This is a genomic window from Bacillus sp. FSL E2-8900 (assembly GCF_037966225.1).
Taxonomy (GTDB): Bacteria; Bacillota; Bacilli; order Bacillales; family Bacillaceae_G; genus Bacillus_A; species Bacillus_A cereus.
This window is the reverse complement of the sequence record NZ_CP150193.1, coordinates 3,692,428-3,706,764: the sequence shown is the minus strand read 5'-3', so window position 1 is coordinate 3,706,764 and position 14,337 is coordinate 3,692,428. Positions and strand designations below refer to the sequence as shown.

The following is a 14,337-nucleotide window of genomic DNA, read 5'->3' as shown; positions in this document are numbered from 1 at the left end:
ATACATATTATAAACGGCATATCCTTTTTCATAAAGGAATATGCCGCTTCTTTTTTATATTAACTAACTTGCTTTTGTTTTTCTTTCTTTTTAGGGCCTGTAAAGAGGCGTTCATTTCCCATAAGTAAAATACAAATAATACTTAGTACAGCCGGGATGAGTGCCCAGAAGAATGTATTCGCAATAGATGTAGCGAGAGCTTCTTTAATACCCGCTAATATTTCAGCAGGAATTTTTGCGGTAGCGCCTGGTGATAATAAGAAACTTGTGTCTCCGCCTTTTGGAGCTAATTTTGCTAGTTCAGGGGGGAATACAGAGTTTAGTTTATCTGTAAAAATATGATTTTGAATTGTACCGAAAATCGTTACACCAAGGGTCATACCGAGTGATCGGAAGAATGAGTTTGTTGATGTCGCCGAACCACGGTCCCGCATTTCCAACTTGTGAATAGAAGACATACTTAATACTGAGAATGAGAAGCCAACACCAAGCCCAGCGAGAATCATAAATAGTGTTACGAGTAAACGAGGTGTGTCCATTGTTAAAGTACTTAATAAATAAATACCAAGAACGAAGAAGACACCAGATACCATCATAATGTTACGATAGCTTGTTCGAGAAGCTAATTGTCCTCCTGTTTGACTTCCAATTACAGAACCAACCATCATTGGTGTTAAAATTAATCCAGCATTAGAGGCGGAACCTCCAAGAACGCCTTGAATGAAGATTGGAATATAAACTGTACAGATAATAAAAGCGGCACCATAGAAAAAGGCAACTCCTTGACTAGCTGCGAATAAAGGTTTTTTAAATAGATGGAACGAAATAATAGGCTCGGTTGCTTTTCGTTCTACAAAGAAGAAAATAATAAGCGTAATAACTACTGTTGTAAATAAGCCAATAATTACAGTAGAATTCCAGGCATATTCCTTACCACCAAGTTCTAATGCGAACATTAAGCAAACGATACTTATGACAAGTGTAATAGCACCAGCCCAATCAATTTTTTGTTTTCTAAATTCTAGAGACTCACTGTAGTATTTAGTAATGAAGAAAAAGGAGATAAGTCCTAATGGAATATTAATATAGAAGACCCAATGCCAACTTATATAGTCTGTAATATAAGCACCTAATAAAGGACCGAATACACTAGATGTCCCGAAAACAGCACCGAATAGTCCTGTCATCTTCCCGCGTTTTTCTGGTGGGAAGATATCGTACATAATTGTGAAGGCGATAGGCATAAGGGCACCACCACCGATCCCTTGAATAGCTCTATAAATACTTAATTGCTCAATACTTGAAGCTGTTCCGCAAAGAGCAGAACCGAATAAGAAAAGAATGAGGCCCCCAATATAAAAACGTTTCCGCCCGTACATATCAGAAAGTTTCCCGAAGATAGGCATCCCTGCCATTGTTGCTACCATATAAGCTGATGTGACCCAAACAAACTTATCAAATCCTCCTAGGTCTCCAACGATTGTTGCCATTGCGGTTGCAACGATTGTATTATCCATTGCGGCCATTAATATACCAAGCAGTAAACCAGCAACAACAAATTTTGTCTTGTTGGCTTCTTTTTTTAATGGTTGAGTTTCCAAATATAACCCTCCTTTAGAAATAAGTAAACTATATTAAGTTTTGAGTGCAGTGGATAAAAAATTTTAATGTATAGTTGATTTTAATTTCTTTTCCATAAGTGCACTGATATGCCATAAAGAATATTATAGTCAAATTTGACTATAAGGCAAACTTTTTCTTACGTCAAAATATTCTTTCGTATGAGTAGAGAACGAGTGAGCCATACTGAATATTGCTATGAAGGGAATGAAGTAAATTGTAAAAAAATTTCATAAAGAACACCTTCTGTTAATAGATGAAAAATGGTTTTTTCTTCATATTGTCGAATAGGATAAAAGGAAGAGAAATATTAAACATTGCTTGTAGCAAGCTTTAGTAATTTGGGGAATTCATTGTGTGTATGTTACATCTGAAATGAGGTGAATATATATTATGAAAATATGGGGACGAATTTCGGATACAGGAAAGTATTCAATACCGCTACAACCAGTATTGTGGATTGACGGATCGAAAAAGGAAAACGAATTTCCTCAAGTAGCCGTTACATTACAAATTGGTAGTATGTATACAGAACAGTTTTCGTATGAATTGACCTACGATGTAAACGACATACTTATTATGCGAATTGAAGTGGAAAATAAAGGGGTAGAAATGATTTCGAGAGTTGTTGTAAGTCATATGATTCGAGATTACTTTGCTTATATTCCTAATTCTTTAAAAGTTGATAAGGGGATAAGTGAGTTTTTATTCCAGCTTGTTAGATGGCGAATTGATGATTTGTTACCGAATGAGAAGGTGGAACTACGTTGTAAAATAAAAGCTAATAAAGATAAAGCTCTTAAACAAACATTCTTTCAGGCTACATATACATTTCAAGATAAAGAGATATCATATGGCCCACTGCAAACAAATGAAGTTGTTGTGCGTCAATGATAAAAAGGAACCTGTACAAAAGGTTCCTTTTTTAGTGAAGGTTGTGTTTTTTGAGTATTTTCTTTTGCTCCATTCCTTTTTTTCCTACATAGTTATTTTTGTAGCCAAAGTATAGAATAAATAAAAATGAAACAACATTAACAATAGCGTCGATTTGATCGTTTGTAATAAAGTGTATCCCGAAAGAGGTAAATAATAATTTTAATGATAATAGAAAACCAGCTAGTAAACGCATAGCATCTGATAGATTCTCTTTTTGTAGCATATAGATTACTCCTTTCTATAAAAGTTATATATTATATATATGAAATAGAGTAGAAAAGGTATACAAGCTTAAGCAGAAATGTACATTGCATATGTACATTTTTTATTTTGTAGAAAAACATTATTGATATAGAAACATATATTGGTATAAAAGGGGGAAAAGTATGAAACATAAAGGGAAAATTAGTGGATTATTGCTTGGCAATACTGTGGCAGTTACAGAATGGATTGCACTTCAGGATGTAATTGCAAAACTGGATTCACGATCATTTTATACCGTCTTTATTATTTATATATTGCAAATGATACTAAGTTATTATTTTGGACATTGGTACGATAAAAGAGCGAACGAGCGTATGGGTATGGAAGTAGGAGGAATGGCAAGCAATGATTTTGTTGTTGATTTTTTTGGGAAAGTAGCTGCTTTATCTGAAAGAGATTCTCGTAATATTACAGTGTACATTCTTTCTGTAAAAGAATGGGAAGGATTAAAAGACACGTTGCAAGAAAAAAAGTTGGGAGTGTTAGTACAAAAATTAGAGAGTACCATTGTAAAGACAATTCGGAAGGGTGATGTTGTTACAAAGTGGGATGAAAATAAGTACGTTATTGTAGCAATTGATAATGGTCATGAAACATCAACAATAACAAAACGATTAATGAAAAATATTGAAAGTGAAATAGAAGGTGATTTACTCAGTGTCACTCTTTTATTTGGAGCAGCTAGCTATCCAGTAGAAGGAAAAACGTTTGAAGAACTGTTGAGAAAGTCGCAAAATCAATTGTACCAGTATAGAAATTTGCAGGAAAATGAGTGAAGCTTTGATTTGAAGATATATGATAGGAAGATGTTTTATTTGTAACATTTTTTTGACTTTTATTACAAAAAAACGCCGCGTTTGTAATAAAAGTCTTTAAAAATATATGAAATAAGCATATAATTATGATGGTAGTGCCAATGCAATTTGCACAGTGTGTTTTATTTTAAAAGTGTAGAGGAAAGCAAGCTCTACACTTTTCCTTTTTAGGAAATGAAAAGAATATTTGTAAGTTGTTGCGAGATATCGATTGTACTGTGTAAAATGAACAAAGAGATTAATTGATAGAAAGCTGGAAAGGGAATGATAGACGTGAGAGCGGAGCGATCACCTTTTATCAGGTGAACTATTATAGTCTTATTAAGACTGAGGTGAAATTCCGTGGATATTAAAGTAATACATAGTGTGAACAGGCCTTAAAAAACACGAAGTAGTATACTTAAAGATGGATATGGAATTGCTAAATAATTCAAAAAGAATAATGTAATATCAAGTAATAATTTGTACAAACAATATTAATGATCTTCGTAAAAAAGATGCGAGTGTATAGAACAATTACATATTTTATAACTTTTTTATATTACACGATGGTCGTTTATAAGTAGGAGGAAGAGATGTTGAAATATAGTAAATTAGCAATTGTAACTACATTATCAATGATTTTATTAGCCGGTTGTTTCGGCCCGAAACCAGAAGAAGAATTATATGTAGCGTTTGAAAACGCTGCTAAACAAGAAAAAACAATGTTTGAAGATGCAAAAAAACTTGAGACTTTAGAGAAAGAAGGACAAGAATTATATAACCAGATTGTTCAAGAAGGAAAAGATAATAATCAAACTGTTAAAGAAAAACTGAATCAAGCAGTGAAAAATACAACTGAACGAGAAAAAGTGCTTACAAAAGAAAAAGAAGTTTTAAATACAGCGCAAGAAGAAGTGAAGTCAGCTGATAAGTATGTGAAGAAAATTGAAGATAAGAAATTGAAAGATCAAGCTGATAAAGTGAAAAGCACGTATGAGAAACGCCACGATTCATTTAATAAAATGTATGACAGCTATAACAAATCTTTAAAACAAGAAAAAGAGTTATATACAATGTTACAAGATAAAGGTACTAAATTAAAAGATATTAGTGAAAAAGTAAAAGTAGTAAATCAATCTTATAAGGATATTGAGTCAGAAAAAGATAAATTTAATGAATTTACAAAGTCTTATAATACAGAAAAAGTAGCTTTTTATAAACAAGCAAATATTAAAATTAAAGAAGAGAAAAAATAAAACAGTTTGGCCTACACTTGGCCAAACTGTTTTATTTTTTTGTATAAGTACGACTATACCATGGAACAGGCTCACTTAATTTTTTTTCTTGTTTTAATGCTTCAGGACCAATATAATCTTGAAGTGTTTTTTTTGCTACTGTTAAAGATAAGGTTGTTTTCGGATTTCGATAGGAGGATTCAAGATGACCAAGATGCGGTAGAATTCGAAAATCTTCTTTCGTAGGAGGGATGTGGAAAAAATAATCGCCTAAACGTATAAGGACATCAGATTGTTGTTGGCTAAAACGTGGGTTTCTAGAAAAATGCAATCCTTCTTTAATTGCTTTTTTTTCAGCGATCAAACGTTCTAAAGCTGTCTTTTTTAACCAGTATAAATATTTAGGATTAGTAGCTGCTTTAGCATGACGATTCACAACGAAAATAGATTGAGCTAGTCGATTAATAGAATGTTGGTTTTGTAATTGAGATTGTGGTTGTGAAGGTTTCATATTGAATCTCCTTTCAATTTTTCATTATTATACCATAAATAAAATAGGTATTTATTATACGCAAAAAGTGATTGTATATATTTTCAATATTAAAGCAATATTGTTACAAAAAACAACTATTTTGTATAATAGTAATAGAATATGTTTTTGAAATTTGATAATGAAAGAGTGAGAAGTTTGAAAGAAATATTAAAACAACAGTATGCCATTATAGATATTGGATCTAATACAATGCGTTTAGTTATTTATGAAAAGCAAAATGGAGGTTTTTATAAAGAGATTGAAAATACGAAAGTTGTTGCTAGGTTAAGGAATTACTTAATTGATGGTGTATTGAATGAAGAGGGAATAGAAGTATTATTACAGACATTATTTCAATTTCAAGAAAGTACAAGATTCCATCAGTTGCATCATGTACTTTGTGTTGCAACAGCAACAATTAGACAGTCGGAGAATCAAGAGGAAATTAAAAAGCTTGTTGAAGGACAAACGGACTTTACTCTTAGAGTATTATCAGAGTATGAGGAAGCGCGTTACGGATACTTGGCGGTTATGAATTCTACATCGTTTTCAGAAGGAATAACGGTAGATATTGGTGGGGGAAGTACGGAAGTTACATACTTTAGAAATAGAGAGATTTTAGAGTACCATAGTTTTCCTTTTGGGGCACTTTCTTTAAAGCAACAATTTATTAAAGGTGATATTCCTACTAAAGATGAGTTAGAGGGAATGCAACAGTATTTAGAGTTTCAATTTCGAAAGTTACCATGGTTAATCAATAAGAAATTGCCTCTTATTGCAATTGGTGGTAGTGCTAGGAACTTAGTAAAAATCCATCAAAATTTAATATGTTATCCTATAGCAGGATTACATTTATACAAGATGAAAGAAGAAGATATTGAAAGTGTAAAAGAGGAATTGGAAAAATTGTCGTTCATAGAACTTCAGAAATTGGAAGGATTAGCAAAAGATCGAGCAGATACGATTATTCCAGCGGTTGAAGTATTTCATACACTTGTTAATGTTATAGAGGCACCGGCATTTGTATTAAGTAGAAAAGGGTTAAGAGAAGGTGTTTTCTATGAAGAGTTGACAAAAGATTTGGGGATTTCATATTATCCGAACGTAGTTGAAGAAAGTTTGCATTTACTATCACATGAATACGAAATGGACATGGAATTTGTTATTCAACTTATTAAACATGGAAGATTAATTTGCAAACAACTTGAGGAAATAGGGCTTATTTCTATGACAGTAAAAGACTGGGAAGTGTTCCATCAAGCTGCGAAAGTATTTAATATAGGCAAATATATAGACGAAGAAGCGAGCCGTTTACATACGTTTTATTTATTAGCGAATAAGACAATTGATGGCATGATGCATAAAGATCGAGTAAGGCTAGCGCTTATTGCATCGTATAAATCAAAAATGTTATTTAAACAACATTTATCTCCATTTGAAGGTTGGTTTGATAAAAGCGAACAAAAAAAAATCCGCCTGTTAGGAGCTGTTTTACAATTTTCAGCTACTTTAAATGTAAGGCAACGATCGCTTATTGATACCATATCTATAACAGAAAGCGAAGAGGGATTAATGTTTAAAGTTTTATGTGAACAATCGGCATTAGCAGAAAAAGTACAAGCTGAAAAACAAAAAAAACAGTTAGAAAGAGTATTAAAAACGAATATTAATTTATTATTTGAACTAAAACATTAGGTTGTACGGATGTCTTTACGAAAAATTTACACTTTGTAATATTGTAATTTGATAAAATGAAATTAACTAAATTATAGTAAAAAAGTTTCAAGGGGAAGTGTGAAGAGAATGGAATTATTGAAGGGGAATGCAGTAAATTTAAATGATACAGCTTATTACAATAATCGAGAGTTAAGTTGGTTAGCATTTAATGAACGTGTCTTACAAGAAGCGCAAGATGCAAATAATCCACTTTTGGAAAGATTGAAATTTATTAGTATTTTTAGTTCGAATTTAGATGAATTTTTTATGGTACGTGTAGCGGGATTAAAGGATCAAGTGAGTGCTGGATTTAATCAACCAGAAAATAAAGCTGGCTTAACACCGAAAAAGCAATTAAATAAAATTGCGATAAAAGCCCATGTACTAATGACAGTACAATATGATACATTTAAAAATTATGTATTACCAGCACTTGAGTTAGAGGGAATTGAACGTTTAACATTCAATGATTTGACGAAAGAGCAGCGAGAATTTATAGAAGAGTATTTTGACGAGCAAATTTTTCCGGTGTTAACTCCTGTAGCTATTGATGCATATCGCCCATTTCCAATGTTATTAAACAAAAGTTTGAATTTGGCTACTCTTTTATATGATGAGAAGCAAGCGGAAGAAGAAAACAGGACGAAGTTAGGGATTGTACAAGTTCCTTCATTACTTGAGCGCTTCATAATTTTACCGAGCGAAGGGCAAAAGCATAAATTTATTTTATTAGAAGACGTAATTAGTAGCTTTACTCATAAATTATTTACGGGATATACAGTATCATCTGTTACTCGTTTCCGTATTACACGCAATGCAGATTTAACGATTCATGAAGAAGGTGCGAGAGATTTATTAAAGGTAATTGAAAAAGAATTAAAAAAGCGTAAGTGGGGGGCTGCTGTACGTTTAGAAGTTGGGAAAGAACACATTGATGAAAGAGTATTAGCGTTATTATATGAGGTTCTGGAAGTAAAAGATGAAGATGTATATATAATGGATGGCCCATTAGATTTGACATGTTTGTTTTCTTTATATAAAAAACTAGCTCCTTTATATGAACATCTTGTATATCCAGCTCTTATTCCGCAACCGCCTCAAGATTTAGGTGATGAAGAAGATGTATTTGAAAAAGCAATTGAGCATGATATTTTATTACATCATCCTTTTGAATCATTTCAGCCGGTAGTTGATTTTGTCCGTGATGCGGCAGACGATCCGAATGTACTTGCGATTAAACAAACGTTATATCGTGTAAGTGGTGATTCACCGATTATTCAGGCGTTAAAGATAGCGGCTGAAAAGGGAAAACAAGTGACGGTATTAGTTGAATTAAAGGCAAGGTTTGATGAAGAAAACAATGTTCACTGGGCTAAAGAATTGGAACAGGCAGGCTGTCATGTTATTTACGGTGTCAGTCACTTGAAAACACATAGTAAAATTACGCTAGTTGTAAGGAGAAAAAACGGAAAAATCGAAAGGTTCGTACATCTGGGAACTGGGAACTATAATGATGCAACAGCGAAGTTATATACTGATTTTGGATATATTACATCAAGAAAAGATTTTGGGGTCGATGCAACCAATTTCTTTAATTATTTAAGTGGTTATACAACAAAGCCACATTTTCATCATTTATCGGTTGCTCCATTTGATATAAGAGAGCAATTTATGGATTTAATAGATGAAGAAATCCGTTATCATAGGCAATATGGAAATGGATATATTATCGCTAAGATGAATTCATTAACAGATAAACCGTTAATAAAAAAAATGTACGAAGCATCACAAGCTGGAGTAAAGGTAGAGCTCATTGTTCGAGGAACATGTTGCCTACGACCTGGTATTCCAAATGTAAGTGAAAATATTCGTGTAGTTAGTGTTGTTGGAAGATATTTAGAACATAGCCGTATTTATTATTTCCATCATAATGGGGAGGAGAAAATATATTTATCTTCAGCTGATTTGATGACGCGAAATATGGAGAAGCGAGTGGAAATATCTTTCCCGATATTAGATATTGAAATGAAGGCACGAATTAAGGCGATTTTACAGCTTACATTAGCTGATAATGTGAAAACACGTGAACAAAATAAAGATGGTGATTACTATTATGTTATTAATGGTAGTACAGAAGAAATTGATAGCCAAGTGAAGTTGTTTAAGATGGCGTATCAAAATACAGACGCTGAATAATGAAAAAAAGTAAAAACCTCTTATGTCCATAAGAGGTTTTTACTTTTTTCTACTCATATGCTCCAAAAATGGAAGGATGAGTAGAAACAATAGTTTTATTATAAGCGTGTAATGAGATGGCTCGTTGAGAGAATAATATTTGAAAGAATCGTTACTTTAACCTAGTAATAGTATGGTTGCTGACATGGTCCACCGTAACAAGGATAAGGTGCTGGCGGCGGGAAAGGTGGTGGATAAGGTGGATAAAATGGTCGAGGGCCGAAAGCTAATGCTCCGCCGAGCAATCCACCAGCAATTCCAGCTAGAAAGGGAACGCCAAAAAACGGGAAGAAGCGTGAGTCGCCTACTGGACCAATAGGTGCTGAACGGACTGGAATTGGTTGATAATATGGATACATGAACATACCTCCTTTATTGGACTCACTTTTATCATATGGTAAACGAAACATGGATGAGCGCGTACAAGAAAGGATATGTAAGAAAATAGGCGAATTATTACGAATGTTGGAGTGTGAAAATTGTGATTTCAGGTTTTGACATAAAACGAAATGGGACACGTGTTCTTCCAAGACCTCGATTGACATAGAGAGTTAAATCCTGCATCGTATAGAAGCCTTCAATATAGTCTTTGGCGAGTGATGGTGTAATAATAGCACCTAAAAAAGGAATTTGTACTTGTCCGCCATGGCTATGACCAGAAAGTTGCAAGTTGATTGGATATTTGGAAATTTGCGGCGCGATATCTGGCTCGTGAACAAGAACGATGTTATAAGTATTTTGCCGTGCATGTTGTAATGTTTTCTCTATTTTTGGTTTGCCTAGTAGTATATCATCGAGACCGAAAATAGAAATTTCACTATTATCCATTAGACGAATTCTTTTTTCACTATTTAGCAATAGTTCAAATCCTGATTCACGCATGATGTGCTCATAGTATTCAGTTCCATATCCACCGTGATCATGGTTACCATAAATAGCGAATTTACCGAAGGGGGCTTGTATATTTTTTAAAATGGATGCGACAAAAGGAGTGTCAGTATACGTTTGATAATTATCAATGAGATCTCCGGTAAAAAGGACAATATCTGGATTTACAGCATTAATTTTAGAAACAACTTGAGATAAATGTTGAAGCGAGAAATAGTATCCGAGATGTAAATCGCTGAATTGAAGAATTTTCATACCATGAAAACTTTTTGGGATGAGTTGTGATTTTAATGTGTGCTGTGTAAAAGAAATGAAATGGGGTTCTATATATTTAGCATAGTAGTATCCGATGCCACTGGTTATAAATGAATAGAGACAAGTACGCATACCAATTTTCAAAAAATTTCTTCTTGTAATGTGCGTCATAAAAATATGAGTATACCTCAATGTTTTTATTCCATTTACAGGCTACTCAAATCTCCTTTCAGTTTATTTAAAAATATATTTTACATAATAAAAAATTAGTATAGATTACGAAAAAAATGAATAAAAAGAAAGTTCTTTACATTAAAATATCAGAAAAGTTTAAAAATATAAAGATTTCTATTAAATAAAGTGATAAAATGAATGTGTATTCATTTTTTGGAGGGGATGTATGTGAAAGAAAAGGTAGTTATTATAACAGGTGGATCGAGTGGAATGGGAAAAGGAATGGCGACTCGCTTTGCAAAAGAAGGGGCACGAGTTGTTATTACAGGACGTACAAAAGAAAAACTAGAGGAAACAAAGTTGGAAATTGAACAATTTCCAGGGCAAGTATTACCTGTACAAATGGATGTAAGAAATACGGATGACATTCAGAAAATGATTGAACAGATTGATGAGAAGTTTGGTCGAATTGATGTTTTAATAAATAATGCAGCTGGAAACTTTATTTGTCCAGCAGAAGATTTATCCGTGAATGGCTGGAATTCGGTCATTAATATTGTATTAAACGGTACATTTTACTGTAGCCATGCTGTCGGAAAATATTGGATTGAAAAAGGTATAAAAGGGAATATCATTAATATGGTAGCAACATATGCATGGGATGCAGGTCCAGGAGTTATTCATTCGGCTGCAGCGAAGGCAGGAGTATTAGCGATGACGAAGACGCTCGCTGTTGAGTGGGGACGTAAATATGGAATACGAGTTAACGCTATCGCTCCAGGACCAATTGAACGTACGGGTGGTGCTGATAAATTATGGATTTCAGAAGAAATGGCTAAGCGTACGATACAAAGTGTTCCGCTTGGAAGGCTGGGTACGCCAGAAGAAATCGCTGGTCTAGCTTATTATTTATGCTCAGATGAAGCTGCGTACATAAATGGAACTTGCATGACAATGGATGGAGGACAACATTTACATCAATATCCATTTTAAAAGGGATAAAAAAATGAATGTTTGATTCATTTTTTCACGGTTAAATGTGACGGAATTGTGACATATGAAAGAAAAGTGTTTACAAGAGGTCATATATACGTTATATTTAAGACCTCTTTTTTCTTCATAGTAGAATTGCTAATTCCCCTTAGCATTTTACCCCTCTAATCCCTTCAGGAAAACTGAAGGGATTTTTTATTATTTTTCCGTAAATATCATGTTATAATTTTTGAAAAGTAAAGGGAGGGAAGCACGTTGATAGATGCATTAGATGTAATGAGTAACTTGGATAAAGTCCTTCCTTATTATCAAGCTATTTTTAGTGCTGATGAGCATACTGTAATTGGATATGAAGTAGTAGGACGTATTCAAACAGAAGAGGGCATACAAAGTTTAGCTTCTTTCTTTCACGATGATTCGATTCCAAGTGAATTTCAACTGGAAGCGGATAATATTATAGTAGAAAAAGCTTTAAATCGTTATTTAGAAAGCGATCAAAAATTATTATTATTTATACATCGGAATGCTAATGTATTAATGAATGATGATGATGAAAGCTTGCTTCAACTTTTATTGAGGTATGAAGAACAAGGTTTAAATTTAAAACAAATTGTTTTAGAGATTACAGAGCATGAATGTAAAGAAGATATAGAGCAATTTAATCATTTGCTTATGTATTATCGTACATATGGTATTCAAATTTCGATTAATAAAGTCGGAACGGGTACAAGTAATTTAGAGCGTATTAGCGTGTTAGCACCTGATATTTTAAAAGTAGATTTAACGAACTTAAGGCAAACAGCACTTTTACAATCTTATCAAGATATTTTATATTCTTTATCATTACTTGCTAGAAGAATTGGTGCAACTTTATTATATGAAGAAATAGATGCTTTTTATCAACTGCAATATGCTTGGAAGAACGGCGGAAGATATTATCAAGGTAATTATTTAAAAGAATGTTTACCTGATTTTATTGAAACGAATGTTTTGAAAGAGCGACTAGGTAATGAATGTCATCAGTTTATTCAGCATGAAAAGAAGAAGTTACAAAAAATTTATAATTTAACAGAGATGTTACGCGATCGCATTGGCGATGTTTTATCAAAACAAAAAAAGAATGAAGATATAAATGATTGGTTATTACAATTTAGTCAAAGTGTATCACAGTGTAGTTTTCGTATATTTATTTGTAATGAAGATGGTTTCCAACAATCAGGAAATGTTATGAAAAAAGATGGAGAATGGATTGTGATGCCGGATTATTATATGAAGAACTGGAGCTGGCGCCCGTATTTTCTCGAGAATATAATGAAAATGCGTTTTGAGAATAAGGCGAGGCTTTCAGATTTATATGCAGATATTGAAACGGGAGAAATGGTACGAACATTTTCTTTCCCGATTGATGATGACAACTTTTTATTTATAGATTTATCTTATGAATATTTATATGAAGAAGATGTTTTATTTTAATGCACGAAGAGATTCGTGCATTTTTTGTTTGTTTTTATCATAAATTGGTAATAGTGAAAATGGTGATGAAAATGCTGTCTATCGTTGTAAAGATTTTACGAACGAAATCTGTCCTTTCTTTGCATAATCATTGTTACAATGAATACTACAAAGACAAGTTCTTTTAAAAGGAAGGTGAAAAAATGAGGAAATATGGAATATGGCTTGTTCTATTTGTATGTGTTGCCTTTCTAGTTGGTTATAGTGTTACGACTGTTTTAGGAAAAGAGGAAGTGGAAGTCGATCGGAAAGAAGTATTTACAACGATACAAAAAGGCTATGAAACCCAGTTTTCAATTCGTGGGAAGCATTTGCCGATGAATAAGATGATAGAGACGTTATCACCGTATTTTACAGATAATTTCCTTCAAGTATTTACAGATGAAAATAGCAGAAGTGATAAACAAAGTGGTGAATATTTACTTCCGGCAAAAGAAGCACCGTTTTCTTTTAATTCAGAAACGAAAATGTCGTATGATGAAGAACATAAAAATTTATATGTATATGAGCGGACAAAAAGTGGACAATATCAAATTGTAACATTGAAAAGGGATCAAGATAAATGGAAGTTAGCAGGATATCATGAAAGTCAGGAACTTTTAACTGAAATAAAAAGGTTGCAACAATTATAAAGTGAAACTTTTAATCAGTGGGTGGGAGTTTTACTACCTACAAATAGCGGGATAAGAATAGGAATAGGTATTTACCTATTCCTATTCTATATTGAGTAGTTGTTGTAACTTTTCAATTTGAAAACCTGCAACTACTTCGCCATCAATTACGACTGTTGGAGTTGAATAAGAATCATAGTCGTATAAAAGACGATTGCGAGCAGCAGCGTCTTTTTTTACGTCAAATTCTTCATATGCAACGTTATTATGCTTCAAAAATTCTTTTACAATAACACATGGCGGACAATCGGGTTGTGTATAAACCTCAATTTTTTTCATTGTAATTCCTCCTTTTTTCTGTTTTTTATTATATTCTTCCAGTATAAAAACCGCAATAATGAAGGAGAAATATGTTCTTTCTGTTTTTTCCTTCGCATTTCGACAAATTTTTAGTTGAGTTTCTGGCCAATAACCTTTATCCTAGAGTGTGGAACATTTTTTCTGTTATGACGGATAGAATGAGTATAGCTGTAAAACCTATTGGTAGGAAGATCAGAGAAAGGAGAGAT

General features: G+C 33.0%; 14 protein-coding genes. 8 read left to right on the top strand and 6 right to left on the bottom strand.

Features of this window, described 5'->3' with window-relative positions:
• Positions 1 to 59 precede the first annotated feature (59 nt).
• Entirely contained in the window at positions 60 to 1,601 is a 1,542-nt protein-coding gene (locus NST90_RS18815) for an MDR family MFS transporter (protein WP_000449912.1), read from the bottom strand.
• 412 nt (positions 1,602 to 2,013) lie between these two features.
• Here NST90_RS18815 and NST90_RS18810 point away from each other — a divergent pair, with 412 nt between their 5' ends.
• Positions 2,014 to 2,514 carry a hypothetical protein gene (locus NST90_RS18810; RefSeq protein WP_000708120.1) on the top strand — a complete coding sequence of 167 codons (501 nt, stop codon included), beginning with the start codon at positions 2,014 to 2,016 and terminating at the stop codon, positions 2,512 to 2,514.
• 31 nt (positions 2,515 to 2,545) lie between these two features.
• Here NST90_RS18810 and NST90_RS18805 read toward each other — a convergent pair whose 3' ends face one another.
• Complete coding sequence (locus tag NST90_RS18805) at positions 2,546 to 2,779, bottom strand: SPP1 phage holin family protein (RefSeq protein ID WP_000939448.1); 234 nt, start codon at positions 2,777 to 2,779, stop codon at positions 2,546 to 2,548.
• Positions 2,780 to 2,942: 163 nt separating this feature from the next.
• Here NST90_RS18805 and NST90_RS18800 point away from each other — a divergent pair, with 163 nt between their 5' ends.
• Both NST90_RS18800 and NST90_RS18795 read left to right on the top strand, forming a co-directional pair.
• The gene (locus NST90_RS18800; protein ID WP_000680811.1) at positions 2,943 to 3,596 is read left to right on the top strand and encodes a diguanylate cyclase; all 654 of its coding nucleotides are present in this window, start codon (positions 2,943 to 2,945) and stop codon (positions 3,594 to 3,596) included.
• Between the two features lie 614 nt (positions 3,597 to 4,210).
• A complete protein-coding gene (locus NST90_RS18795; protein ID WP_025709081.1) occupies positions 4,211 to 4,873 on the top strand; it encodes a YkyA family protein in 663 nt (220 codons plus the stop codon).
• A 31-nt stretch (positions 4,874 to 4,904) separates the two neighbouring features.
• Here the strand turns inward: NST90_RS18795 and NST90_RS18790 are convergent, their stop codons facing one another.
• Positions 4,905 to 5,363, bottom strand: coding sequence for a YkyB family protein (locus NST90_RS18790; protein WP_000804864.1), 459 nt, complete (start codon positions 5,361 to 5,363; stop codon positions 4,905 to 4,907).
• 141 nt (positions 5,364 to 5,504) lie between these two features.
• Here NST90_RS18790 and ppx point away from each other — a divergent pair, with 141 nt between their 5' ends.
• Both ppx and NST90_RS18780 read left to right on the top strand, forming a co-directional pair.
• The gene (ppx, locus tag NST90_RS18785; RefSeq protein WP_116344706.1) at positions 5,505 to 7,079 is read left to right on the top strand and encodes an exopolyphosphatase; all 1,575 of its coding nucleotides are present in this window, start codon (positions 5,505 to 5,507) and stop codon (positions 7,077 to 7,079) included.
• 108 nt (positions 7,080 to 7,187) lie between these two features.
• The gene (locus NST90_RS18780; protein ID WP_339200425.1) at positions 7,188 to 9,296 is read left to right on the top strand and encodes a polyphosphate kinase; all 2,109 of its coding nucleotides are present in this window, start codon (positions 7,188 to 7,190) and stop codon (positions 9,294 to 9,296) included.
• A 161-nt stretch (positions 9,297 to 9,457) separates the two neighbouring features.
• Here the strand turns inward: NST90_RS18780 and NST90_RS18775 are convergent, their stop codons facing one another.
• Complete coding sequence (locus NST90_RS18775; RefSeq protein WP_000283738.1) at positions 9,458 to 9,694, bottom strand: hypothetical protein; 237 nt, start codon at positions 9,692 to 9,694, stop codon at positions 9,458 to 9,460.
• A 97-nt stretch (positions 9,695 to 9,791) separates the two neighbouring features.
• Positions 9,792 to 10,649 carry a metallophosphoesterase gene (locus tag NST90_RS18770; protein ID WP_002024756.1) on the bottom strand — a complete coding sequence of 286 codons (858 nt, stop codon included), beginning with the start codon at positions 10,647 to 10,649 and terminating at the stop codon, positions 9,792 to 9,794.
• 231 nt (positions 10,650 to 10,880) lie between these two features.
• On the opposite strand from NST90_RS18770, the gene fadH reads away from it, so the two are divergent.
• The 3 genes from fadH to NST90_RS18755 all read left to right on the top strand — a co-directional run bounded on the left by fadH (position 10,881) and on the right by NST90_RS18755 (position 13,789).
• On the top strand, positions 10,881 to 11,645 hold the full coding sequence (gene fadH, locus NST90_RS18765; RefSeq protein ID WP_000660913.1) for a 2,4-dienoyl-CoA reductase: 765 nt from the start codon (positions 10,881 to 10,883) through the stop codon (positions 11,643 to 11,645).
• Positions 11,646 to 11,900: 255 nt separating this feature from the next.
• Entirely contained in the window at positions 11,901 to 13,118 is a 1,218-nt protein-coding gene (locus NST90_RS18760; protein ID WP_000564306.1) for an EAL-associated domain-containing protein, read from the top strand.
• A 182-nt stretch (positions 13,119 to 13,300) separates the two neighbouring features.
• The gene (locus NST90_RS18755; protein ID WP_001233804.1) at positions 13,301 to 13,789 is read left to right on the top strand and encodes a DUF3993 domain-containing protein; all 489 of its coding nucleotides are present in this window, start codon (positions 13,301 to 13,303) and stop codon (positions 13,787 to 13,789) included.
• A gap of 81 nt (positions 13,790 to 13,870) precedes the next feature.
• On the opposite strand, the gene NST90_RS18750 is transcribed toward NST90_RS18755, so the two are convergent.
• Positions 13,871 to 14,107 (bottom strand): glutaredoxin family protein, encoded by a 237-nt coding sequence (locus NST90_RS18750; RefSeq protein WP_000717875.1) that lies wholly within the window; start codon positions 14,105 to 14,107, stop codon positions 13,871 to 13,873.
• Between the last annotated feature and the right edge of the window lie 230 nt (positions 14,108 to 14,337).